Source organism: Sphingomonas oligoaromativorans (assembly GCF_011762195.1).
In the GTDB taxonomy this organism is placed as follows: domain Bacteria; phylum Pseudomonadota; class Alphaproteobacteria; order Sphingomonadales; family Sphingomonadaceae; genus Solisphingomonas; species Solisphingomonas oligoaromativorans.
In genome coordinates this window covers 379,562-401,896 of sequence record NZ_JAASQK010000005.1, presented here as the reverse complement: position 1 = coordinate 401,896, position 22,335 = coordinate 379,562, and the positions used below count along the sequence as shown (strand labels likewise).

Below are 22,335 nucleotides of genomic sequence, written 5' to 3'. Positions count from 1 at the left end.
CCCCCATGACCTGATGATCAAACAGGCGGCATGAACGACAACCGGGATTAGCTTAACTCAGCCGCCAAACTGTCCAAGAAGGCGGGACCACCTCAAACCTTCTTCGGTCCCGACCGTATGGTTCGACGATCCTCTCGGCGATGATCGGGCGACCGATGGTCTAATCAGGACTTCGATGCGGCGCATCGCACGCGTTGCCGTTCTCGCAGCCGATGTCGGCGCTCGGTTTACGCGGGAGGGAATCGAGCACGATCCAGCCGCATGGCTGATGGCGCCGCGCCGCTTGTTTGGAGGAGGTAGTGCGATTTTCGCCTGCCAGGACCGCGATAATTTCATCCGGGGTCTGTTGCTCCACGGACTTTCGCTCGGATTGGACGCAGATCCTGGGCTGATTGATGTGCTGCTGACTGAAGAGGCGAGCTGCTCAGATACAGAAGAGCCGATGGGTGGTGGGGGTCGGAAAGGTGGCAAACCTGCCCTCTATTCCGCTGTCGTTGTTGAGGTCAGCGAGGGAGAGGTGCTTCTCGCCTTCTTCGCCACAATCGCGCCGTCCAGGGCGGCATTCGAAGATCGGCTGCGCATCCGTTTGGGAACCTATGAAGCGGCTCTGGCAGACGTGCGAGAAGGATTTGAGGCTTCGGAGCAGGTTGTCCGATCGCTTGTTCCCCAAGCCCTGTCAGACGTTCTTGAAACGATAGCGGCTGACCCGTCAGCCGCAGATGATGGTGGGATCGACGTTTTCCATCGTCAGCGATTGTCGCATCGATGATCAAACCTTTGGAATGTAAGCAGGAGTCGTCCGAAGATTATGCGGGTGCCTGTCCGGCCGGACAAATTTCAGTCACAAATCGTGCAGAATTGAGCCATCTCGGGCGTGATATCGCTTCATCTCGGGGATGCGCTCAAATAGAGGGTGCCGATTCCGAGTTCGGGGGTGGTTGAGTTGATTGAAAAGCGTAGCCGATTTCTGCGGCGTTATCAGTTTCGGTTCTCACCGAGGGCGCGTAATGGGTATGTTCTGCCGATAACGGCAGCGGAGGGGCAGCTTTCCGTCTTGGACGCTCTGCGTGTGGCGCAGAGGAGCAAGAAGCTTTCGGTGAGGCAACCCAACGGGGATGACGTCGATCTGATTGCGATCGTCCATGACGAGAAGGCGAAGCTACTGACTTTGCTGTTCCACCGGACGAGCCCCGATGCGGCCGATCCCGCGTATCGAAAGGTTATCGAGGATCGGATCTCCCTTCGGCAGACTACGAAGGAGCGTGACGAGGAGCAGGCGGTGTCAGCGCATCTGGTGATCGACACCCGATCATTTGAGGCTGGGGCATATAACGCAGCGCTGGAGGAAATGCCGGGTCTGAGCCTGAGCGTCGTAAAGCAGATCATCGCCGGCGCACTAACCGACTATAAATATGCCTATGAGGATAAGAAGGGGAACGAACAGGAGACGTATTCGACCTTCAAGGCCTTGGGGCAGAAATCAGAGAATTTGACGGACGCCCTGAAGAAGAAGGGCTCGATCAATTATTTGACGCTCACTCGCACGAAGATTCCAGATGCGCCTGATAGCGAGGGCATCGCGGAACCGACGCTTGAGCGTTTGCGCTATAAAATCGTCGGTGACCCGACTTCGAAGGGCTGGCGGGAAGGGCTCGCCAAGTTCGTGACGAAGGTCCGCGAGCAGGAGTGGGACGATGTCTCATTGGATCTCAGCCTTGATGATGATCGTCACCGGACGGTGAAGCTCGAGCGCGAGGCGGAAGCGGCAGAAATCATGTTTGTGCGAGCCGAGCAGGTTGTTGTCAGTCGGGATCTCACGCCGTGCACGATGGAGGTCGTTCCGGAGCTGGTTGAGGCTGCTCAAAAGCTCATGGCGAAGGGCTGAGGGCGATGGGGCTCACCGGCTTCCCGCTTCGCTACCTCACCCTGGAGGATGCACGCGGTCGTCGCCTGGTGTGGCGAGACATGCCGGGGATGCTGGGGCTGTTGGCGTTGATGTCGCTGCCGTTCCTGTTCATTCCCGGCGCCAATTTTTTCCACAAGGACGGATTCGTCGACAAGATCGGCACTTTCTCGTCTGTGCTAACTGGCTTTTACGTGGCCGGTCTGGTGGCGGTGGCGACGTTTCCTCGCAATCTTGATGGTCTCGATAAAGTCATCGAGATCGGTGCGATCCTGCTTCCATCAGCAGATGGAGAACGCGAGCGTCTGACGCGCCGCGAATATGTGTGCGCGATGTTCGGCTATCTGGCCTTCATGTCGATGATCGTGACGATCGTCGCCATTGGCTGCGTTACGGTGTCGGATTGGTTTCAGCATATATCCGGCCTGCACGCGACAATTGGCAACAGGCAGGTGGGCATTCCGAGGCGATGGTTGCGGGGGGTCCCGCTGGTTGGCGGTAACATCGTGTTGTCGAGCCTCTTTATGACGACGATCCGAGCGCTCTATTATTTGATCGATCGCCTATACGTGACGTCGCCCAAGCCGCTTCCCCGGCCAATGGGTGTTGAGGCATCCTCTGAATCGACACCGCCGTCGGAAGAACCGATCAGATAGCTCAGTCCGTGGTGCGGATCCGTTGGTAATCGATAGCGGGTCGATCGAGCATCATGACGGCTTTTAATTTCGGTCGAAGACAAAGCTTTGGGGCTGAGCGGATAATTGCGACGGATTTGTAGTCTCGGGCGCCGTGCTGAGGTGATCGAGCACGGCGCGCGAATAAAGATCGAGGCGATCGATGCCGAGGGGCGCCTCTGCATCGATCCAACGGAGGTCGCGCACCGAGAGGCTACGGGCGTGCCCTTCGAACCAGTCATCCGCTTCGTAACGCACGATGCCTAGCAGAAGCGGGCCGCCGCGACCGCCGACTAACGAAAAGCCCATGACTTGGGCGATCGGCTCTTGGCGACTAGAGAGCGCGATTTTTTCGGTGCCGATGTGCATCGACAGCGTTGTGATGCCGCGATTGACGACGCCGTGGTTGTTCAGGTCAAAAAGCGTCTGATCGTCGTCGTGCACGGGTGCGGGAAAGCCAAGCGCCTTCCGCCTGTAGACACGTTCTGAGCCGATTTTCTGACGGCGGTGCTCGTAGCTCAGCAGCTGTCCGCGCCTTGTGACGTAGACGACAGACCACACGGGGACGAAGTTTTGGCCAGGCGGCTGATCAACCGGTGCGAAGTGCATTTGGTTGGCGTTGAATCGGCGGACGTAGGGGCTGGTGTTGTCGCGATCCAATGCGGATGCGATCTCCATGGGCGCGAACATCTGCTTTGGCTGGTATCGTCGCGAACGGCGCGAGACGAATATACGCCGCCGCTCAGCCGGAATGGTTAGATCATCGAGCTGGGAGCGCAGAAGGAAGCGGCCGGGGGCAGTCCGAACGAAGCGACCGTGCTCGTTTCGAACATCCTTGGCGAGCCTTGTGAACAACGAAGCAGCGACGGATCGCCCGTGGAAGCGATGGGGAAGTCTCCCTGACCCACGAGCCGCTTCGGCGATTTCCGCCGCTGAGAGCGGTTGGCGGAATTCAAGCATGATGGATTCGGCGATGGAAAGGAGAGTCGTCACGCGGCTCGTTATGGCGTGCGGCGACCGATGATGTGTTAACTATGTGGTTGCCGGCGTTGGATTTTGATCACCAGCCTCTCGTGCTCTGATCCGTGGTTCTCCCGCCCTTGATCATTCAGGGCCGCAGGAAAAGGCGCTGCAAGGGTGGCTGGGGGGGCAGGGTAAGGTTGTCCCAACACCAGCCGACTTGAAATTGGCGCGCCCGGCAGGGTTCGAACCTGCGACCACAAGCTTAGAAGGCTAGTGCTCTATCCAACTGAGCTACGGGCGCCCATCGGTCGCCTTAGCCCGGATTGCGCGGGCTGGAAACCGCGATACTGTGCCCGGCCATGACGACTGCGCAACAACCGCTCCGCCCGGCCACGCGATGAACGACGTGTCCCCCATCCAGCCCGTCGAGGCCGGCACGCTCCATGGCCGGCCGATGCGCTATTACGATTTCACCATGGCGGCGTTCGTCACCATCCTGCTGCTCTCCAACGTGATCGGCGCGGGCAAGGTGGCCAAGGTGGATCTGCCCGTGATCGGCGAATGGCCCTTCGGTGGCGGCATCCTCTTCTTCCCGGTCGGCTATATCCTCGGCGACGTGCTGACCGAGGTGTACGGCTATGCCCGCGCGCGGCGCTGCGTGTGGGCGGGGTTCGGGGCGGTGCTGTTCATGGCGTTCATGTCGTGGGTGGTGGTGTCGCTGCCGCCCGCGCGCGACTGGACGGGGCAGGCCGCTTACGAGCAGGTGTTCGGGCAGGTGCCGCGCATCGTCTTCGCCTCGGTCGCGGCCTTCTGGGCGGGGGAGTTCGTCAACTCCTACGTCATGGCCAGGATGAAGATCCTGACGCGCGGCAAGCATCTGTGGACGCGCACCATCGGATCGACGGTGTGCGGGCAGGCGGTGGACAGCCTCGTCTTCTATCCGCTTGCCTTCCTCGGCGCGCCGAGCTGGACGCCGGCGCTGGTGCTGAAAGTGCTCCTCACCAACTGGGCGCTGAAGGTGTCGTGGGAGGTGATTCTCACCCCCGTCACCTATGCGGTGATCGGCTTCCTCAAGCGCAAGGAAGGCGTCGACGTGTTCGACGAGCATACCAACTTCACGCCGTTCCGCACCGCGCTTTGAGCGAGAACATAACGGGACGTTGGCGCTTCCCAAGCGCGGGGAGCGCCTGCTAACCAGAGGGCATGGCCTCGACCGACATCATCGAACCCGAACCCTTCACCGATTCTCCCTTCGATGAGGCGCTGTCGCAGCGCTACCTCGTTTATGCGCTCTCGACGATCACGGCGCGCTCGCTGCCGGACGTGCGGGACGGGCTGAAGCCGGTGCATCGCCGGCTGCTCTGGGCGATGCGGTTGCTGCGGCTCGATCCGGCGGCGGCCTACAAGAAGTGCGCGCGCGTCGTCGGCGACACGATCGGCAAGTACCACCCGCATGGCGACCAGTCGGTCTATGACGCGATGGTTCGCCTCGCGCAGACCTTCTCGCTGCGCTATCCGCTGGTCGACGGGCAGGGCAATTTCGGCAATGTCGATGGCGATAACGCCGCCGCCTACCGGTACACCGAGGCCCGCCTGACCGCGACCGCCGTCGATCTGATGTCGGGGCTCGACGAAGGCACGGTCGGCTTCAAACCCACCTACAATGGCGAGGAAGAGGAGCCCGAGGTCTTCCCCGGCCTGTTCCCGAACCTGCTCGCCAATGGCGCGGCCGGCATCGCGGTCGGCATGGCGACCTCGATCCCGCCGCACAACGCGGCCGAACTGATCGACGCCGCGATCCACCTGATCGAGCATCCGGGCGCGCCGACGGCCGATCTGCTGCAATATGTGCAGGGGCCGGACTTCCCGACCGGCGGCATCGTCGCCGACGGCCCGGCCACCATCCGCGAAGCCTATGAGACGGGCCGCGGCGCCTTCCGCACCCGCGCGCGCTTCGCCGAGCCGGAGAAGCTCTCGGGCGGCACCTGGCAGCTCGTCATCACCGAAATCCCCTATCAGGTGCAGAAGGCCAAGCTGATCGAGCAGATCGCCGCCCTCATCACCGAGAAGAAGCTGCCGATCCTCGCCGACGTCCGCGACGAATCGGACGAGCAGATCCGCATCGTGCTGGAGCCGCGCAGCCGTACGGTGGACGTCGATACGCTCAAGGACAGCCTCTACCGGCTGACCGACCTTGAGGTGCGCGTGCCGCTCAACCTCAACGTGCTGGACGCGACGCGCACCCCGCGCGTGATGTCGTTGGCCGAGGCGCTGTCGGCCTATGTCGCGCACCAGATCGAGGTGCTGGTCAATCGCTCGAAGCACCGGCTGGCCAAGATCGACGACCGCATCGAGCTGCTCGACGGCTTCCTGATCGCCTATCTCAACCTCGACCGCGTGATCGAGATCATCCGCGGCGAGGATGAGCCCAAGCCGATCATGATGGCCGAATTCGGCCTCACCGACCGGCAGGCCGAAGCGATCCTCAACATGCGCCTGCGCAGCCTGCGCCGTCTTGAGGAGATGGAGATCAAGAAGGAGCGCGACGCGCTGGCCAAGGAGCGTGACGGCCTCGCCGCACTGCTCGAAAGCCCAACGAAGCAGCGCAATCGCCTCAAGAAGGATCTCGCCAAGCTGCGCGAGCGCTATGCGCCCGAGACGGCGCTGGGCGCGCGCCGCACGACGGTGGCGGAAGCCGGCCCGGCGCGCGAAATCCCGCTGGAGGCGATGATCGATCGCGAGCCGATCACCGTCATCCTCTCCCAGCGCGGCTGGATTCGCGCCATGGCGGGGCATCGCGATCTCGCGGCCGCCGATACGCTGAAGTTCAAGGAAGGCGACGGGCCGCTGTTCGCCTTCCACGCGCAAACCACCGACCGGCTGCTGCTGGCGGCGGCGAACGGGCGCGTCTTCACGCTGGCGGCGGACAAGCTGCCGGGCGGGCGCGGCTTCGGCGAGCCGGTGCGCCTGATGGTCGATCTGGAGGGCGAGGGCGCGCCGGTGGCGTTGCTCCCCGTGGTGCGTGGCGGAGGCGAGGATCGCGTGCTGGTCGCCTCGTCGGACGGACGCGGCTTCCTCGCCAAGGTCGCCGACATCGTGGCGGAAACGCGCAAGGGCAAGCAGGTGCTGAACCTGCGTCCCGGCGCGGAGTTGCGCCTCTTCCGTCCTGTCGTGGCGGGCGCCGATTATGTCGCGGTGGTTGGCGACAACCGCAAGATGGTGGTCTTCCCGATCCGCGAGCTGCCCGAGATGGCGCGCGGTTCGGGCGTCCAGCTCCAGCGCTACCGGGACGGAGGGCTGTCGGACGCGATGGCGATCGTCTTCGCGGGCGGCATCAGTTGGGCGATGGGTGGCGAGACCGGCCGCGTCCGCACCGAGTCGGACCTCACCCCATGGCGCACCGCGCGCGGGGCAGGCGGGCGCATGGCGCCGCTGGGCTTCCCGCGCGACAATCGCTTCGGGCAGGTGACGCCGCCTTCGCCGCCGGCTCCCGCGGCAGAAGAAATCAGCGAAAGCAAAGATTAACCCGATCGATGTACGCCTGATGGCCATGCGTATGGCTGAGGCTAGTCGGGAAAGCGAAACGCCGCCTGAGGAGAGGGCGGTGCTGGGTGTCCTGCGGCCTGTGCCGGAGGCGACCCTGCCCAGCAACGTCTCGCCCGAAGCCTGGGCTCATGCGATGCGCGTGCGCGAATCCTTCCTGGAGGCGCTGCCGATCGCGGCGGCCATGGTTTCGGCGCTGCCCTCCGGCCAGTTCGAGCTGGGCGTCTGCAACGAGCGCTATCAGCAGCTCGATTCGTCGCGCCCCTCGAACCAGCCGCTGCCGGTGATCGCCTGCCACGATATCGTGCGCGGGCTCCAGACATTCTTCCAGAGCGGCGGCGAGGAGCCGACGCGATTCGAATGGCGCGACGGCGATGCCGTGTCGGGCCGCCATTTCCACGTCAACATCGCGTCGCTGATCCGGATCACGGGCAGTCCGCCGCGCTGCCTGCTGACGCTGGTCGATCGCACCACCGAGATCGAGAATGCCCGCTCGCTGCGTGCCGAACTGCTGCACGACAGTCTGACCGGCCTGCCCAACCGCAGCGCCTTCGCGGAAGCCGTGGACGATGTGATGGCCGAGGGCGCGGGCGCCAGCTACGCCGTGCTGCTGGTCGACCTGTCGCGCTTCAGCCGTATCAACGAGAGTTTGGGGGGCGTCGCGGGCGACGAGGTCATCATCACGGTGGCGCGGCGGCTGATCTCGACGCTGCGTGCGGGCGATCTGCTGGCGCGCATCGGCGGGGACGAGTTCGGCATCCTGCTGCGGCTCAGCCACGGGCCGGACGATGCGCCGGCGGCGGCGCGGCGGATTCAGGCGGTGCTTTCCACGCCCTTCCGGCTGGCGCGGTTCGAGGTGGGGCTCGAATGCGCGATCGGCTGCGCGCTGGTCGGCGAGGAGCAGACCAGCGGCGAGGAGCTGGTGCGCAACGCCCAGTTCGCGCTGAAGCGCGCCAAGTCGACCGGACGGGTCGAGGTCCATCATCCCGGCGAGGCAGCCTGCGCGCGCTACAAGCTCGATCTGGAGACGGAGCTGCGCCGCGCCATCGATCAGGGCGATCTCAGGCTCGCCTACCAGCCGATCATCGATCTGGCGGCGAACAGGATCACCGGTTTCGAGGCCCTGTCGCGCTGGAAGCATACGACGCGCGGACCGATCGATCCGGGCGAGTTCATCCCCGTGGCGGAGGAGGCGGGCCTGATCGTGCCGCTCGGCCGCTGGGCGCTCGACAGTGCGCTCTCGACGCTGGCGGCGTGGGACAAGGATGCCGGCGGCCCGGTGCCGCTGTCGATGAGCGTCAACGTCTCGGCCATCCAGCTCGCGCGCGACGATGTGCCCGGCATGATCGCCGCCGCGCTCGCCACCCACGGCATCGCGGGAGAGCGGCTGACCATCGAGTTGACCGAAAGCGCCATCGTGCAAGACCCGGATCGCGCCACCCGCGCGCTTCAGGCGCTGCGCGGCCTCAACGTCCGCGTCGCGATGGACGATTTCGGCACCGGCTATTCCAGCCTCAGCTATCTGCGGCGCCTGCCGATCGACAATCTCAAGATCGATCGCAGCTTCGTCTCCGGGATGCTGGCCGATCGCGACAAGGTGGCGATCGTGCGCGCCGTGCTCAGCCTCGCCGACGCGCTCGGCATGACGACGACCGCCGAGGGCATCGAGACGATCGAACTGTCCCAGACGCTGGCGGCGCTTGGGTGCAGCCATGGGCAGGGCTATTTCTACTCGATGCCGCTGCCGGCCGACGAGGCCGCCGCTTACTGGCGCAGCCGGCTCGGCTGAGTCAGCCGGCCGGCCCCACCACCGCCGTCACCGCTTCGCGCGCATAGCCGTCGAGAACGGCTTTGGCGGGAAAGCCTTCCCGAACCCAGCGCTGCTCGATCGCGCGGAGCGTCGTCGCGACCGCAGGGCCGGCCGTCAGCCCCATCGCGATGAGATCGCCGCCGGACAGCGGGAAGGACGGGCGCTGCCAATGTTCGATCCGGCGCGCGGCCTGGGGCTCGTCGGCGAGCAGCAGCCGGTCGACCGCCGATTCCACGCCGATCGCATAGGCTTGGCGTTCGGCCACCGTGGTCCCGTCGGGCTCGGCGGCGAGCGCGAGCCGCTTGCGCTCCAGCTTGGAGAGGCGCAGCCGCGCCGCCACCTGCTCGGCGACGACGGGCGAGGGGGGGAGCAGCGCGGCGAGCCTCCGCAGGCCGTCGGGCGCGACGCCGGCGGCGCGTTCGGCCGATAGCAGGGCCGCGAGCCGGGCGGCATCGGTGATCTCGGGGACGACGGGCGCGAACAGGCCGCCTTCCAGCATCGCCTCCACCGTCGCCAGAGGATCGGCGACCGCCAGCAACTTGACGAGTTCGGCGGCGATCCGCTCGCGCGAGAGCGCCATCAAATCCTTCGCGCGCGCCACGCAGGCGGCGTAGGACGCCGCGTCCGGCGTGCCCTTGCCGAAGCGGGCGTGGAAGCGGAAGAAGCGCAGGATACGCAGATGATCCTCGGCGATGCGCTGCGCGGGCTCGCCGATGAAGCGCACACGGCCTTCGGCGAGATCGTCGAGCCCGCCGAAATAATCATGCACCTCGCCGGTCAGCGGATCGGCGGAGAGGGCGTTGATCGTGAAGTCGCGCCGCGCCGCGTCCTCCTGCCAGTCCTCGGTGAAGGCGACGGTGGCGTGGCGGCCGTCGGTCGCGACGTCGCGGCGCAGCGTCGTCACCTCGAAGGACTTGCCGCCCACCACCACGCCGATCGTGCCGTGGGCGATGCCCGAGGCCGAACTCCAGGTGTTGAGCCCCGCGGCCTGCGCGCGGCTCTCCACCTCCTGCGGGGAGAGGCGGGTGGCGACGTCGATATCCTGCGGAGCCTGCCCCAGCAGCGTGTCGCGCACCCAGCCGCCGATATAGCGCGTGGCGCCGCCGGCACCGTCGAGCGCCTCGATCAGGCGCTCAAGCCCCTGCGGATCGGTCACGGGCGGGGGGACGGGAACGGCGCGCGCGGTCATGCGCCGATCCGGCGGCTGAGATTGACGATCATCGCGGCGGTGGCGCCCCAGATCCGGCGATCCTGCCACATGATTTCGTAGTAACGGCGCATCTGTCCCCGGAATTCGGCTTCGGCCTGTATCTGGTTGGCGGGATCGAGCACGAAGCCGAGCGGCACCTCGAAGATGTCCGCCACCTCGAACTCGAGCGGCACGAGCGGCAGGTCGGGCGGCACCACGGCGACCACCGGCATGATCGAGAAATTGGTGATGGTGCGATAGGGCGCGTCGCAGCCGATCACCGAGACGAGGCCGCGCGGCAGGCTGATCTCCTCGCACGCCTCACGCAGCGCCGTGTCGACCGGGTCGATGTCGGTCGGGTCGGCGCGGCCGCCGGCGAAGGCGATCTGCCCCGGATGCTTGCGCAGCGCCTCGTTGCGCCGGGTGAGCAGCAGGCCGGGCTCGGGCCGGTCGGTGATCGCGACCAGCACGGCGGCGGGCACCGGAGGCTCGTCCGTCAGAGGCGGGGCGGCATCGCCCGCCAGCGGCGCCGGGATATGGGCGCTGGCGTGGAAGCGGGAGCGGATGGCGTCGACGGCGCTCACGATTCCGCCTGCTCCAGCGGGAAGAAGGTGCCGTCGCTCCACAGCCCGATCGCGCCGCCGGGGCCGGCCGGCCCGGTGATGGCAAGGTCCGCCAGCGCATAATAGACCGGCCGCGCCACCAATGCGTCGAGCCCGTCGCGCACACGCAGATACGGGTGCGCGCCATGGCCGCGATCCTCGATCGTCAGCGGATGCTCGGGGCCGAGGAACAGGATGTCGCCGACATTGGTGCGCAGCGCGATGCGGCTGGTCTCGGCCGAGCCCTCGCTCTCCATCTCGACCGCGACGAAGGGCGCGTCGTCCACCGCGATCGAGAGCTTCTCGACCGGCGTCACCAGCACATGGCCGCCGTCCGCCTCGCGCCGGAGCAGGGTCGAGAACAGCCGCACCATCGCCGGCCGCCCGATCGGCGAGCCTTCGTGCAGCCAGGTGCCGTCCGCGAGGATCCGCATGGCGCTGTCCCCGCAATGCTCCGGGTTCCAGCGCTCGACGGGGGGAAGCTGTCCTTCGGCGGCGAGCCTGGCGATCTCGCTCAGCGACAGGCCGGCGATCGCATCGGGGGGAGGGGCGGTAAGCGGCATCGCCACTCCCCTAAAGCGATTTTCCCTCGGGGGGAAATGTTCAGCCGCGTGGGGCCAGCCGCCCTCGCGCCGGAAGGCTCTGCCCCTCGTCGAGCCGGGCGAGAAGGCGTCGGCGCTCGAACGGGCCGGGCAGTTCCCATCCCCCGGTCGCCTCGGCCGTGAAGCCGAAGGGGCCGTAATATTCCGGGTCGCCGATCAGCACGGCGGGGATACCGGTTCCGTCGATCGCGGCGAGCGCGCGACGCAGCATCGTGCGGCCGATGCCCTCGCTGCGGCGATCGGGGTGGACCGCGATCGGCCCGACCAGCCAGAGCGGCGTCACGCTGTCGTCTTCCCCGACGAGGGCGAGAGGCCAGCTCTGGAGCGAGCCGACCAGCCGGCCATGCTCGTCGAAGGCGGCGCAACTGGCGACGGGTTCGGCGGCGACGCCGTCTCGCAGGCGATAGGCGGTGCGTTGGCGTCGCTCGTGGCCGAAGGAGAGATCGAGCAGGGCCTCGATCGCCCTGCCATCCGCCAGCCCCAGCGGCGCGAGATGGGCGCCATGCGCCTCCGCAGCCTTGATTGCGCCTGTAGCCGTCACCGTATCCACCCGTTCCGATCCTCCTTGTGCGATTCGAAAGGCTGCGCGCTCTAGCGCTTCCTGGGCGCGCTGTGAAATCCGTGCGCCTTGCCGCCCGCGCATGGGCTGGCTAGGCGAACGCCATTGCAGATGGATGAAAGCGATATGGCGTACGATCTTCTTCAGCTTGAGGTCTCGGGAATCGAGACGATGGTGCTGACCGGCATCTATTCGGAGGAGACGCACCTGCCGCAGCCGCTGCGTGTCTCGGTGACGGTGGACCTCGCGCTGCCGGAGGCGAAGTTCGCGCCCGATACGCCGCTTCATCAGTCCAAGAACTATATGGACCTCAAGAAGGCGGTGACCGAATCGCTGCCCGAGGGCCTGCATTTCACGCTGGTCGAGGCGGTGGCCGAGCATATCATCGCGGCCATGTTCGCCGGGGACGAGCGGGTGCGCCGCGTCGAGGTGAAGATCGTGAAGCTCGCCATCTCGCAGGGCGGCGAGGAGATCGGCATCCGTCTGGTGAGGCATCGCGCGTGACGGCGGTGCGCCCGCTGGCGCTGGTGACCGGCGGTTGCCGGCGGCTGGGGGCGGCGCTGTGCGCGGCGCTGGCCGAGGCGGGCTACGATCTCGCCATCCACAGCGGCGCAATCTCCACGCCCGAGGCGGGGCTGGCCGAGCGGCTGGCGGGCGCGGGCGCGGTGTGGCGCCACTTCGCCGCCGATCTCGCGGACGAAGCGGCGGTGGCGGACCTGTTGCCGGCGGTGGAGGCCTCCTTCGGCCGCGCGCCGGCCCTGCTCGTTAACAATGCCGCGCGATTCGAATACGACTCGCCGGAATCCGTTACGCAGGCGGGGATGCTCAGCCATTATGCGGTGAACAGCGCCGCGCCGGTGCTGCTGGCGACCGCGCTCGCCGCCAGGGCGGGGCCGGCGCACCGCGTGGCGATCGTCAACATCCTCGACCAGCGCATCGCCGCGCCCAATGCGGACCAGTTCAGCTACACGCTGTCCAAACTGGCGCTGGCGGAGGCGACGACCATCCTCGCGCGGCGATTCGCGCCCTATGTTCGGGTCTCCGCCGTGGCGCCGGGGCTGACGTTGCCGACCGCCGATTATGACGCCGCGCGGCTGGCCGAGGCGGCGAAGCGGATGCCGCTCGCGGCGCTGCCCGCTCCGGCGGAGATCGCCGAAGCGGTGCTCTATCTGGCGCGCGCGCACGCGGTGACGGGGCAGACGCTGTTCGTCGACGGCGGCGCCCATCTCTGCCATTTTCCGCGCGACTTCCTGTTTCTGGAAGGCGGAGAGGAGGGCGAGACGCGGGCCTAGTCGGCCGGCGCCTCCGCTCTCGTCGTGGTGCGGCCGCAGGGGCCGAGCCCCTTCAGCACCAGCCGGTAATCGTCGCGCGCCTGCGCCGCGTCGTCGGCCGCCTGATCGGCCACCGCGTCGTCCGGCAGGGTCGACGGAAGCCCGCAGGCGAGGCGATACCAGAGCAGGGTCTCATGCTTGGGCGCCGCCGCCTGATCGTCGACGATCTCGCCGAGCGACACGGACCAGCGCGGATCTTCGCCGGGATGACGCTGGATATTGAGCGAAACCGGGCGGTTATCCGCGGTTTTCAGGAAAATCTGGGTCTCGCCCTCGCCGGGAATGCTGCCCGCGACGTGGAAGGCGTGGCCCACCCCCGTCACCACCGGCGGCGCCGAGGGGGAATTCGCCTCGGACAGGATCGCGCGGAGCCGCTGCTCGCGCTCGGGCGTCCATGCCAGTTGCGCCTTGCGGGAGACGAGCTGGAGCGTCCCTGCCTTGCCGGGAATCGGGCGGGCGAGCAGAATCAGTTTCTGCTTCTTGAGCTTCGGAGGGTGATTCGCGGCGTCCAGCGGCATGTCCACCAGCCAGGAAACGGTCGCCGGGAGGCCTGTGCGACCCGCGATCAGCGCATCGACATCACCCTCCACATAGAATCGCACATATCCCGGCGCGACCCCCACCGCATCCGGCCCCTTGAGGTGGATCGTGTTGCGCACGGTGACGATCACGGTTGCGCGTGCTGCAAGTGCGAGATCGGTCAGGTCTGCATAGCTTTCCGCGGCAGAGTTCTGCGATAGCGCAGGTGTCTGCGAAGATGCTGCGCTAGCGAAGGTCAAGGCGCCGAATAGGAGCAGGCCTGCCAATTTCGGCTGACATTTCATGGGCGACCAACCTCCACTCTTCAATCTGTCATGGTTCGTAATGCACCCTTTTTCCCTGCCGTTTTGGCTCGCGGGATTCAAGGGACGGAGGAGAATATGACTCCCGGGATGCCAAGACATTGCCCGATCGTATATGTAAGGGATGGACATCAAATCGATCGCTGCATAGCATGAAGTGACGGCAAGGGGGGTCTGACGGCCCGCGATGTTTCGCGGCCATCTGACCCCCATTGCCATGCCGCAGCCTTTCGACAGCACGGAGTGGCTCTCTTTAATGGCCTACGTCGACCAAAATCAGAGTAAGGAGAAGACGATCGCGGCGGTTATCACCGCGATCCTCATCGCCGCTGTCGGCTACGCATTCTACACTGGCCTCGCCTTCAATATCGTTAAGAAGGTGGCCAAGCAGATGACCGTACTCGACATCAAGGAACCGCCGCCCCCGCCTCCGAAGCAGCCGCCGCCCCCGCCGAAGGAGCAGCCGAAGGTCGAGTCGCCGCCGATTGTCACGCCGCCGCCGATCGTGCAGCCGCCGGTCGTTACGGCGCCGCCGATCGTGACGACGCCGAACCCGCCGCCGGCGCCGATCATCCAGGCTCCGCCTTCGCCGGCCCCCCCTCCGCCGAAGCCCAGCGCTGCGGTCCGGGCCAAGCCGCGCGGCAGCTTCCAGTCCCTCATGTCCACGGATGACTATCCGCCGTCGGCGCTTCGCAACAACGAAGCGGGAACGGTCGGGTTCAAGCTGGATGTGGGTACGGACGGGCGTGTCACCAACTGCACCGTCACGTCTTCGAGCGGCTTCGCCGATCTTGACCAGACGGCCTGTCGCCTGCTGACGAAGCGCGCGCGCTTCACGCCGGCGAAGGATGCGGGAGGTGCCGCCATCGGGGACTCGTTCTCGAGCCGCTTCACCTGGCAGATTCCGAAGGACTGAACCTGATCCGGCCGGTGGCTTCCCAAGAACACCGGCCGCCCGATCGCGTTTTTCCTCAATTCCGATTCTTATCTCAAGGAACCGACGACAATGACGACCCCCGCTACCGCCGCCGCCGGTGCCAATCCCTACGGTCTGGTCCCCGCTCTTCAGCAGGGCGGCCTCATCACGCAGACCGTGTTCGGCCTGCTGGTGGTTTCGCTCGCCTTCTCGCTGTTCATCATCTTCTCGAAGCTGTTCGAGCAGCAGAAGATCATCAACCAGGCGAAGAAGGTTCGCGGCTCTTTCTGGAGCGCGCCGAACATGCGTGACGCGGCCGCCAAGCTCGACAAGAACTCGGCCTATCGTCAGATCGTCGACGACGGCATCATCGCCGAGGAGCAGCACTCGAAGCTGACCGATCCGATCGACCAGCACGAGTGGATCCACAGCTCGATCATCCGCAGCCAGAACTCGATCGCCTCGAAGCTCGGCACCGGCCTCGCCTTCCTCGCCACCGTCGGCTCGACGGCGCCGTTCGTGGGTCTGTTCGGTACGGTTATCGGTATCTACCGCGCGCTCATCAAGATCGGCATGGCCGGTCAGGCCTCGATCGACGCCGTCGCCGGCCCGGTCGGTGAAGCGCTCATCATGACCGCGCTCGGCCTCGCCGTCGCCGTTCCGGCGGTGCTCGGCTACAACTGGCTGGTCCGTCGTAACAAGACGATCATCGAAGGCCTGACCGCTTTCGCCAACGACGTTCATGGCTACATGATCTCGAACGGCGCGGTGCGTCCGTCCTACGGCACGACCAAGGTTGGTCAGCCGAAGGTCGCCACCACCGCTTCGGGCGTGCAGACCAAGGCGTAATCCGGTGACGGCCGCCGCCTCTCCTTCGCGGAGGGCGGCGGCCGTGGCAGGCGGGCTCCGGCCCGTCCGCCGCGGTTACAAGGCGCCTCAGGGCGCTCGCGAGAACGATAGGAATCTTATCCGATGGCAATGAGTGTGGGAGCCGAGGGCGGCGACGACGTGCCAATGTCGGACATCAACACGACGCCGCTCGTCGACGTCATGCTGGTGCTTCTGATTATCTTCCTGATTACCGTGCCGGTCGTGGTGCAGACCGTGCCGCTCAAGCTGCCCAACGTGCGCAACGAGCCGACGCAGACCAAGCCGGAGAATGTGAACCTCTCCGTCAAGGCCGACGCCGCGGGCACCTGCGAAGTCTATTGGGGTCGCCAGAAGGTGACCTCGCAGGAGTTGCTCGACCGCTCGGTGGCGAAGCTCAAGGCCCAGGTCGACAAGCTCGGCGGGCCGGCCAACGTGACCCCGGACAACCTGCCCGAGGCGCATATCCGTGGCGACGTGAACACCCCCTACAAGTGCATTGGCGGGACGGTGACGATGTTGCAGCGGGCCGGCTTCCTGAAGGTTGGCTTCATTTCCGAGCCGCCGCCGGGTGGCAATCCGCGCATGTAATGCCGGCTCGAGCAATTCTGGAGTAACGACCAATGGCAATGGCCGCAGGCACCGCCGAAGGCGAGCCCATGATGGACATCAACACGACGCCGCTTATCGACGTCATGCTGGTGCTCCTCATCATGTTCATCATCACCATCCCGATCCAGACTCACGCCGTGAAGCTGGATCTGCCGGTGAACACCAACACCAATCCGCCGCCCATCAACCCGACCAAGAACACCATCTCGACCGACGCGGCCGGGGCGATCTTCTGGAACGGTCAGCCGGTGCCGGATCTGGTGACGCTGCGTCAGTATATCGATCTGACGAAGAACCTGCCGGACGAGCCCGAGCTGCATCTGCTGCCGGACCCGAACACCCGCTACGACACCATCGACAACATCCTGGCGGTGGTGAAGAAGTCGCAGGTCGGCAAGTTCGGCTTCGAAGGCAACGAGCGTTACGCCGACGCCTTCTGATCCGGTTCGATCGGACGAAGAATATAAGGGCGGTCCCAGCGATGGGGCCGCCCTTTTTTTATTGACTTCCCGCGGGAGCGCGCATGATCGCCTGTCGTTATGTCGCCTCGACCCCCGGATGGATGGGGCGTTGCCAGGAAGGGCTGGCCAATTCTCCGACGCTACGGAGCCTCAGGCGGAAGATATTCCGCCATATTCCGTTCCCCGTGCTCGCCAGCGACGTGCGGGACGTCCTCTACGCGAACTGGCTTGTTCCCGTAGAGGCGGTGGCATCCCTCGTTCCGCCCGAGATCGAGTTGACTGATATCGATGGCACCGCGCTGCTGACCGTATTGAGCTACCGACATCACCACTTCGGGCCGGCGCTTGCCGGGCCGCTGCGCGTGCTTTTCCCGTCACCGCTCCAGAGCAATTGGCGCCTCTATGTGCGGGCCGTCAGGGGAAGGACACCGCCTCGTCCCACGGTGCTGTTCATCCGCAACATCTTCGATCAGCCGCTCTACGCCGTCGGGACACGCTTGTTCAGCGATGCGTTGCCGTCCCTTCTTGCCGGGCGGTTCAAGCATCAGCGCGAGGCCGGGACATGGGAAACGACGATCGACGACGCCAGCGGCGCAGGTGATATCGTACTGGTTGCGGAGGAGTGCGATCGTCCGGCCTTGCCGCAGTCCTTCGCATCTTTCGCTTCCGACTGGGCGGAGGCGATCCGCAGGATTTGCTTGCAGGATGCGGCAATCGCCCATGTCGGGGACATCGGCCGGCTCGCGAGGGGCGATATTGACCTGCCGATCGATCCCGTCACCGCGAGGCCGCTCCATGTCCTTCGTTATGAACCGGGGCCGTCGCTGCGGAACTGGGGGGCGACTGCCGAGCCCTTTTGCTTTGGCATCCCGGCCGTGCGCTTTCGCGTATTGGGCGAGCAACTGACCTAAAGGCTGCGGGGTCGACGGAAACAGAAAGGGATTTGTCCGGTTTTGCGCCGGCACCCACCCGACAGGGTGGGGCCGGAGCAAATGGCCTCAGGCTTCGCCTTCAGCCACATCATTGCCGGCCGCGTCCGCTGCCGGGTTCTGGAAATACGGCTCAACCTGACCCTTGAGCTTCAGCGTCATCGGCATCCCGTTGCGATCGAGCGAGCGGCCGGCGGCGACCTTGATCCAGCCTTCGGAGACGCAATATTCCTCGACATTGGTCTTCTCGACGCCGTTGAAGCGGATGCCGACGCCGCGCTGGAGCACTTCTGCCACATAAAGCGGGCTGCGCGGGTTGACGGAAAGCCGGTCGGGGGGAGTGTCGCTCATCGAAATCATCCGCTGTTGAGGAGAAGGGCCGCACGGCCCGATGCCGCGGGCTGATAGCCGGTTCGCGCCCGCTTTCCAAATTCTCGTCGGCCGGCCCGGCGGAATGGCTATGCCTCGCTTCCAGATCAGAATGTACGATTGCAATTTTCGCATGTCGAGAGGAGGGCAACGGTTCATCGCGCCCTTTCCCCCGGATAAGCCCCTTGCTAAGGGCCTCGCCAGATATTCCCTTCCCCAACACAGGAACCGCGCCATGACCGCGATCGGACAGGACACTCTCTCCACCCGGGATACGCTGGAAGTCGGGGGCAAGACCGTCCACTTCTACTCGCTGGAGAAGGCGGCCGCGCAGATCGGCGATGTGTCCCGTCTGCCCTTCTCGATGAAGGTGCTGCTCGAGAACCTGCTCCGCTTCGAGGACGGCACGACCGTCACCGTCGACGACATCAAGGCGATGGTGCAGTGGCTGGCCGACAAGACCAGCGAGCGCGAGATCCAGTATCGCCCGGCCCGCGTGCTGATGCAGGATTTCACCGGCGTGCCCTGCGTGGTCGATCTTGCCGCGATGCGCGACGCGATGAACCATCTCGGCGGCGATGCGCAGAAGATCAATCCGCAGGTGCCCGTCCACCTCGTCATCGACCACTCGGTGATGGTCGACGAGTTCGGCACGCCCAAGGCGTTCGAGGACAATGTCGAGCTGGAATATCAGCGCAACTCGGAGCGTTATGAGTTCCTGAAGTGGGGCTCCAAGGCGCTCGACAATTTCAAGGTGGTGCCGCCGGGGACGGGCATCTGCCACCAGGTCAATCTGGAGCATATCGCGCAGGCGGTGTGGACCAGCGAAGCCGCCGACGGCTCGACTGTCGCTTACCCCGATACCTGCGTCGGCACCGACAGCCACACCACGATGGTGAACGGCCTCGGCGTGCTCGGCTGGGGCGTGGGCGGCATCGAGGCGGAAGCCGCGATGCTCGGCCAGCCGGTGTCGATGCTGATCCCGGAAGTCGTCGGCTTCAAGCTGACCGGCGAGCTCAAGGAAGGCATCACCGCGACCGACCTTGTGCTCACCTGCACCCAGATGCTGCGTGCGCGTGGCGTGGTCGGCCGTTTCGTCGAATATTTCGGTCCGGGCCTTGCCTCGCTGTCGCTCGCCGATCGCGCGACGCTCGCCAACATGGCGCCGGAATATGGCGCGACCTGCGGCTTCTTCGGCATCGACGAGAAGACGCTCGATTATATGCGCCTGACCGGCCGCGACGAGGATCAGATCGCGCTGACCGAGGCCTATGCCAAGAAGCAGGGCCTGTGGCTCTCGGCCGACATGGCGGACCCGGTCTTCACCGACACGCTTGAACTCGACATGTCGACGGTCGTGCCGTCGCTCGCCGGCCCGAAGCGCCCGCAGGACAAGGTCGTGCTGACCGAGGTGGACGACACCTTCAACGCCGATCTCGCCAAGGTCTACAAGCATGAGACCGCCAAGCGCGTCGCGGTCGAGGGCAAGGATCACGACATCGGCGACGGCGACGTCGTCATCGCCGCGATCACGAGCTGCACCAACACGTCGAACCCGTCGGTGCTGGTCGCCGCCGGCCTCGTCGCGCAGAAGGCGAACGCGCTCGGCCTGAAGCCGAAGCCGTGGGTGAAGACCTCGCTCGCGCCGGGCTCGCAGGTCGTGACCGACTATCTCCAGAAGTCGGGCCTCCAGACCGATCTGGACGCGATCGGCTTCAATCTGGTCGGCTATGGCTGCACCACCTGCATCGGCAATTCCGGTCCGCTCGCGGAGCCGATCTCGAAGGCGATCAACGGCAACGACATCGTCGCGGCCTCGGTCCTCTCGGGCAACCGCAACTTCGAGGGCCGCGTCTCGCCGGATGTGCGCGCCAACTTCCTCGCCTCGCCGCCGCTCGTCGTCGCCTATGCGCTGAAGGGCACCGTCACCGAGGATTTCACCACCACGCCGATCGGCACCTCGAAGGACGGCCAGCCGGTGTTCCTCAAGGACATCTGGCCGACCAACGCCGAAGTCCGCGCGCTGATGGACGCCAATATCGACCGCGCCATGTTCTCGTCGCGCTACGCCCATGTCTTCTCGGGCGACGCCAAGTGGCAGGCGATCGACGTCACCGGCTCCAACACCTACGCCTGGAACCCGGCGTCGACCTATGTCGCCAACCCGCCCTATTTCGAGGGCATGGGCATGGCGCCGAAGCCGGTCGTCGACATCATCGACGCGCGCCCGCTCGCGATCTTCGCCGACTCGATCACCACCGACCACATCTCGCCGGCCGGCTCGATCAAGGCGGACAGCCCGGCGGGCCGCTACCTGACCGAGCATCAGGTCGCCCGCGCCGACTTCAACAGCTACGGCTCGCGCCGCGGCAACCACGAGGTCATGATGCGCGGCACCTTCGCCAACATCCGCATCAAGAACGAGATGGTGCCGGGCATCGAAGGCGGCATGACGAAGTACGTCCCCACCGGCGAGGTCGAGGCGATCTACGATGCCGCGATGCGCTACAAGGCGGACGGCACGCCGCTCGTCGTGGTGGCGGGCAAGGAATATGGCACGGGCTCTTCGCGTGACTGGGCGGCCAAGGGCACCACGCTGCTCGGCGTCCGCGCGGTCATCACCGAGAGCTTCGAGCGCATCCACCGCTCGAACCTCGTCGGCATGGGCGTGCTGCCGCTCCAGTTCGCGGACGGCGTCGACCGCAAGACACTGAAGCTCGACGGCAGCGAGAGCTTCACCATCCGGGGCGTCGCGAACCTGCGCCCGCGTCAGACCGTGACGGTGGAGCTGACCCGCGCCGACGGCTCGAAGGAAACCTTCGAGACCCGTTGCCGGATCGATACCGTCAACGAGCTGGAATATTTCCTCAACGGCGGCATCCTGCCTTATGTGCTGCGCAAGCTCGCGGCGTAACGGCTAAGGCCTTCCGAGGCTCGATCGAGGGGCGGGGCGCGGCGTCAGGCTGCGTCCCGCCCTTCGCGTTTTCCCTGTCCGAAGGACCATTTCGCTTCCTCTCGCGTTCTTTACGCCCCGGCAAGGCGCGCTGGCGTAGGGTGCGCCGCAAGAACATAGAAGGTTGAGAGGATTGCCATGTACGGGTTCGTCGATGACGAGAGCCGGCTCGCCATCGTGGGCGACGTCGGGCGCCGGGCGGTGCGTCTGGGGCTGACCGACGGCGAGGGACGGCTGCGCCGCGACACCATCTGCTCCTATGGCCCCGGCGAACAGAGCACCATTGCCGGCGCGCTCGCCGCCTTCGGGCAGGCGCACCGCCTGCCGCGCCTGCCGCGCCGCTGCGCCATCGCGGTATCGGGCGCCCCGGTGGGCGAGACGATCGCGATCACCAACAGCCGCTGGTTCATCTCCCGCTCGGGCCTGCGCGCCATGCTCCAGGCCGAGCCGCTGATCCTCAACGATTTCGCCGCCAATGCCTGGGCGCTCACTCGCCCCAACGGCGCGGAGCGGCTGCGCCCGCTGGAAGGAGCGATCCCGGCGCTGGAGGAGGTGGGCACGACCTGCCTGATCGGTATCGGCAGCGGCCTCGGCGTCGCCGTCATCATGCGCGACGGAGCCGGGCGGCCGCATGTGCTGCCGACCGAGGCGGGGCATTGCCATTTCATGAGCGGCTGCCCCGAGCTTGCCCCCGTGCTCGCCGGCCTCAACGACGGACGCGGGCCGCTGACGGCCGAGCGCCTGTTGTCGGCGGACGGGCTGGCGGCGCTCTATCGCTGGTATGCCGCGCAGGAGCGGTGTGCGGTGCGCGGCACGTTGCCGGCCGAGATCGCGCGCTCCGCCGCCAGCCATGGCGACCGCGCGGCGCGGCTCGCGGTCGACAGCTTCGCGACGGCGCTCTGGTATTTCGCCGGCAACATGGTGCTGGCCTATGGCGCGTGGAACGGCGTGGTGCTGACCGGCAGCGTGACGGCGGCGCTGCGCGATCTGCTGCGCCAGCCCGCGCTGACGCAGCATTTCATGCTCCATGGGCCGCACCGCCGTGCGTTGGCGACGGTGCCGCGCGCGACGGTGGAGCTGGATCATGGCGAACTGGAAGGCGCCACGCAGGCGCTGCTCGCCAGCTAGAGCGATTTCGAAGCAGATGGAATCATCTGCTGACTCAGAAATCGCGTAAAATCAAAAATCTAGAGCGGTCATCCGATGCGAT

General features: G+C 65.9%; 22 protein-coding genes and 1 tRNA gene. 15 read left to right on the top strand and 8 right to left on the bottom strand.

The annotated features are described in order from the left end of the window. Positions 1 to 175: 175 nt before the first annotated feature. From FHS98_RS12745 to FHS98_RS12735, 3 genes are all read left to right on the top strand, one after another. Positions 176 to 769 carry a hypothetical protein gene (locus tag FHS98_RS12745; RefSeq protein WP_167105337.1) on the top strand — a complete coding sequence of 198 codons (594 nt, stop codon included), beginning with the start codon at positions 176 to 178 and terminating at the stop codon, positions 767 to 769. 285 nt (positions 770 to 1,054) lie between these two features. Further along, positions 1,055 to 1,885, top strand: a complete 831-nt coding sequence (locus FHS98_RS12740) for a hypothetical protein (RefSeq protein WP_167105334.1) — start codon at positions 1,055 to 1,057, stop codon at positions 1,883 to 1,885. Positions 1,886 to 1,890: 5 nt separating this feature from the next. Beyond that, complete coding sequence (locus FHS98_RS12735) at positions 1,891 to 2,559, top strand: hypothetical protein (RefSeq protein WP_167105331.1); 669 nt, start codon at positions 1,891 to 1,893, stop codon at positions 2,557 to 2,559. Positions 2,560 to 2,622: 63 nt separating this feature from the next. Here the strand turns inward: FHS98_RS12735 and FHS98_RS12730 are convergent, their stop codons facing one another. Both FHS98_RS12730 and FHS98_RS12725 read right to left on the bottom strand, forming a co-directional pair. Next, positions 2,623 to 3,570 (bottom strand): HTH domain-containing protein, encoded by a 948-nt coding sequence (locus tag FHS98_RS12730; RefSeq protein ID WP_167105328.1) that lies wholly within the window; start codon positions 3,568 to 3,570, stop codon positions 2,623 to 2,625. Between the two features lie 194 nt (positions 3,571 to 3,764). Further along, positions 3,765 to 3,841, bottom strand: a tRNA-Arg gene (locus tag FHS98_RS12725). A 96-nt stretch (positions 3,842 to 3,937) separates the two neighbouring features. Between FHS98_RS12725 and FHS98_RS12720 the strand changes: the two genes are divergently transcribed. The 3 genes from FHS98_RS12720 (at position 3,938) to FHS98_RS12710 (ending at position 8,872) form a co-directional block, all read left to right on the top strand. Beyond that, the gene (locus tag FHS98_RS12720; protein WP_167105325.1) at positions 3,938 to 4,681 is read left to right on the top strand and encodes a queuosine precursor transporter; all 744 of its coding nucleotides are present in this window, start codon (positions 3,938 to 3,940) and stop codon (positions 4,679 to 4,681) included. Positions 4,682 to 4,743: 62 nt separating this feature from the next. Beyond that, the gene (gene parC / locus FHS98_RS12715) at positions 4,744 to 7,065 is read left to right on the top strand and encodes a DNA topoisomerase IV subunit A (protein ID WP_167105322.1); all 2,322 of its coding nucleotides are present in this window, start codon (positions 4,744 to 4,746) and stop codon (positions 7,063 to 7,065) included. A 154-nt stretch (positions 7,066 to 7,219) separates the two neighbouring features. Next, entirely contained in the window at positions 7,220 to 8,872 is a 1,653-nt protein-coding gene (locus tag FHS98_RS12710) for a putative bifunctional diguanylate cyclase/phosphodiesterase (protein ID WP_167105499.1), read from the top strand. 1 nt (position 8,873) lies between these two features. Here the strand turns inward: FHS98_RS12710 and FHS98_RS12705 are convergent, their stop codons facing one another. Genes FHS98_RS12705 through FHS98_RS12690 form a run of 4 tightly spaced genes read right to left on the bottom strand, consistent with a single transcriptional unit; the run spans position 8,874 to position 11,836 of the window. Next, a complete protein-coding gene (locus FHS98_RS12705) occupies positions 8,874 to 10,082 on the bottom strand; it encodes a CCA tRNA nucleotidyltransferase (RefSeq protein WP_167105319.1) in 1,209 nt (402 codons plus the stop codon). Further along, positions 10,079 to 10,666 carry a CoA pyrophosphatase gene (locus FHS98_RS12700; RefSeq protein ID WP_167105316.1) on the bottom strand — a complete coding sequence of 196 codons (588 nt, stop codon included), beginning with the start codon at positions 10,664 to 10,666 and terminating at the stop codon, positions 10,079 to 10,081. Before FHS98_RS12700 ends, FHS98_RS12705 begins: the two co-directional genes overlap by 4 nt. Beyond that, the gene (locus FHS98_RS12695) at positions 10,663 to 11,247 is read right to left on the bottom strand and encodes a DUF1285 domain-containing protein (protein WP_167105313.1); all 585 of its coding nucleotides are present in this window, start codon (positions 11,245 to 11,247) and stop codon (positions 10,663 to 10,665) included. Before FHS98_RS12695 ends, FHS98_RS12700 begins: the two co-directional genes overlap by 4 nt. 40 nt (positions 11,248 to 11,287) lie before the next feature. Beyond that, on the bottom strand, positions 11,288 to 11,836 hold the full coding sequence (locus FHS98_RS12690) for a GNAT family N-acetyltransferase (protein WP_341786060.1): 549 nt from the start codon (positions 11,834 to 11,836) through the stop codon (positions 11,288 to 11,290). A 135-nt stretch (positions 11,837 to 11,971) separates the two neighbouring features. Between FHS98_RS12690 and FHS98_RS12685 the strand changes: the two genes are divergently transcribed. Next, positions 11,972 to 12,349, top strand: a complete 378-nt coding sequence (locus tag FHS98_RS12685; RefSeq protein ID WP_167105311.1) for a dihydroneopterin aldolase — start codon at positions 11,972 to 11,974, stop codon at positions 12,347 to 12,349. Next, positions 12,346 to 13,137, top strand: coding sequence for an SDR family oxidoreductase (locus FHS98_RS12680; RefSeq protein ID WP_167105309.1), 792 nt, complete (start codon positions 12,346 to 12,348; stop codon positions 13,135 to 13,137). Before FHS98_RS12685 ends, FHS98_RS12680 begins: the two co-directional genes overlap by 4 nt. On the opposite strand, the gene FHS98_RS12675 is transcribed toward FHS98_RS12680, so the two are convergent. Continuing rightward, positions 13,134 to 13,847: a hypothetical protein gene (locus FHS98_RS12675; RefSeq protein WP_341786059.1), complete on the bottom strand. Its 714-nt coding sequence runs from the start codon at positions 13,845 to 13,847 to the stop codon at positions 13,134 to 13,136. The genes FHS98_RS12680 and FHS98_RS12675 overlap by 4 nt on opposite strands. Positions 13,848 to 14,274: 427 nt before the next feature. Here FHS98_RS12675 and FHS98_RS12670 point away from each other — a divergent pair, with 427 nt between their 5' ends. The 5 genes from FHS98_RS12670 to FHS98_RS12650 all read left to right on the top strand — a co-directional run bounded on the left by FHS98_RS12670 (position 14,275) and on the right by FHS98_RS12650 (position 17,785). After that, complete coding sequence (locus tag FHS98_RS12670) at positions 14,275 to 14,934, top strand: energy transducer TonB (protein ID WP_167105491.1); 660 nt, start codon at positions 14,275 to 14,277, stop codon at positions 14,932 to 14,934. A gap of 90 nt (positions 14,935 to 15,024) precedes the next feature. After that, the gene (locus FHS98_RS12665; RefSeq protein ID WP_167105306.1) at positions 15,025 to 15,783 is read left to right on the top strand and encodes a MotA/TolQ/ExbB proton channel family protein; all 759 of its coding nucleotides are present in this window, start codon (positions 15,025 to 15,027) and stop codon (positions 15,781 to 15,783) included. A 123-nt stretch (positions 15,784 to 15,906) separates the two neighbouring features. After that, positions 15,907 to 16,392, top strand: a complete 486-nt coding sequence (locus FHS98_RS12660) for an ExbD/TolR family protein (protein ID WP_167105303.1) — start codon at positions 15,907 to 15,909, stop codon at positions 16,390 to 16,392. A 32-nt stretch (positions 16,393 to 16,424) separates the two neighbouring features. Beyond that, the gene (locus FHS98_RS12655) at positions 16,425 to 16,853 is read left to right on the top strand and encodes an ExbD/TolR family protein (RefSeq protein ID WP_167105300.1); all 429 of its coding nucleotides are present in this window, start codon (positions 16,425 to 16,427) and stop codon (positions 16,851 to 16,853) included. Positions 16,854 to 16,936: 83 nt separating this feature from the next. Then, positions 16,937 to 17,785, top strand: coding sequence for a DUF2071 domain-containing protein (locus tag FHS98_RS12650; protein WP_167105297.1), 849 nt, complete (start codon positions 16,937 to 16,939; stop codon positions 17,783 to 17,785). A gap of 87 nt (positions 17,786 to 17,872) precedes the next feature. Here FHS98_RS12650 and FHS98_RS12645 read toward each other — a convergent pair whose 3' ends face one another. After that, a complete protein-coding gene (locus tag FHS98_RS12645; protein ID WP_167105294.1) occupies positions 17,873 to 18,154 on the bottom strand; it encodes a DUF3297 family protein in 282 nt (93 codons plus the stop codon). Between the two features lie 253 nt (positions 18,155 to 18,407). Here FHS98_RS12645 and acnA point away from each other — a divergent pair, with 253 nt between their 5' ends. Next, entirely contained in the window at positions 18,408 to 21,086 is a 2,679-nt protein-coding gene (gene acnA, locus FHS98_RS12640; RefSeq protein ID WP_167105291.1) for an aconitate hydratase AcnA, read from the top strand. Between the two features lie 177 nt (positions 21,087 to 21,263). After that, the gene (locus tag FHS98_RS12635; protein ID WP_167105288.1) at positions 21,264 to 22,253 is read left to right on the top strand and encodes a glucokinase; all 990 of its coding nucleotides are present in this window, start codon (positions 21,264 to 21,266) and stop codon (positions 22,251 to 22,253) included. Positions 22,254 to 22,335 lie beyond the last annotated feature (82 nt).

Coding starts and splice junctions, on each gene's coding strand:
- FHS98_RS12745 (WP_167105337.1), top strand. CDS start 176: ATGCGGCGCATCGCACGCGTTGCCGTTCTCGCAGCCGATGTCGGCGCT.
- FHS98_RS12735 (WP_167105331.1), top strand. CDS start 1,891: ATGGGGCTCACCGGCTTCCCGCTTCGCTACCTCACCCTGGAGGATGCA.
- FHS98_RS12720 (WP_167105325.1), top strand. CDS start 3,938: ATGAACGACGTGTCCCCCATCCAGCCCGTCGAGGCCGGCACGCTCCAT.
- parC (WP_167105322.1), top strand. CDS start 4,744: ATGGCCTCGACCGACATCATCGAACCCGAACCCTTCACCGATTCTCCC.
- FHS98_RS12710 (WP_167105499.1), top strand. CDS start 7,220: ATGCGCGTGCGCGAATCCTTCCTGGAGGCGCTGCCGATCGCGGCGGCC.
- FHS98_RS12705 (WP_167105319.1), bottom strand. CDS start 10,082: ATGACCGCGCGCGCCGTTCCCGTCCCCCCGCCCGTGACCGATCCGCAG.
- FHS98_RS12695 (WP_167105313.1), bottom strand. CDS start 11,247: ATGCCGCTTACCGCCCCTCCCCCCGATGCGATCGCCGGCCTGTCGCTG.
- FHS98_RS12685 (WP_167105311.1), top strand. CDS start 11,972: ATGGCGTACGATCTTCTTCAGCTTGAGGTCTCGGGAATCGAGACGATG.
- FHS98_RS12670 (WP_167105491.1), top strand. CDS start 14,275: ATGGCCTACGTCGACCAAAATCAGAGTAAGGAGAAGACGATCGCGGCG.
- FHS98_RS12665 (WP_167105306.1), top strand. CDS start 15,025: ATGACGACCCCCGCTACCGCCGCCGCCGGTGCCAATCCCTACGGTCTG.
- FHS98_RS12660 (WP_167105303.1), top strand. CDS start 15,907: ATGGCAATGAGTGTGGGAGCCGAGGGCGGCGACGACGTGCCAATGTCG.
- FHS98_RS12655 (WP_167105300.1), top strand. CDS start 16,425: ATGGCAATGGCCGCAGGCACCGCCGAAGGCGAGCCCATGATGGACATC.
- FHS98_RS12650 (WP_167105297.1), top strand. CDS start 16,937: ATGATCGCCTGTCGTTATGTCGCCTCGACCCCCGGATGGATGGGGCGT.
- FHS98_RS12645 (WP_167105294.1), bottom strand. CDS start 18,154: ATGAGCGACACTCCCCCCGACCGGCTTTCCGTCAACCCGCGCAGCCCG.
- acnA (WP_167105291.1), top strand. CDS start 18,408: ATGACCGCGATCGGACAGGACACTCTCTCCACCCGGGATACGCTGGAA.
- FHS98_RS12635 (WP_167105288.1), top strand. CDS start 21,264: ATGTACGGGTTCGTCGATGACGAGAGCCGGCTCGCCATCGTGGGCGAC.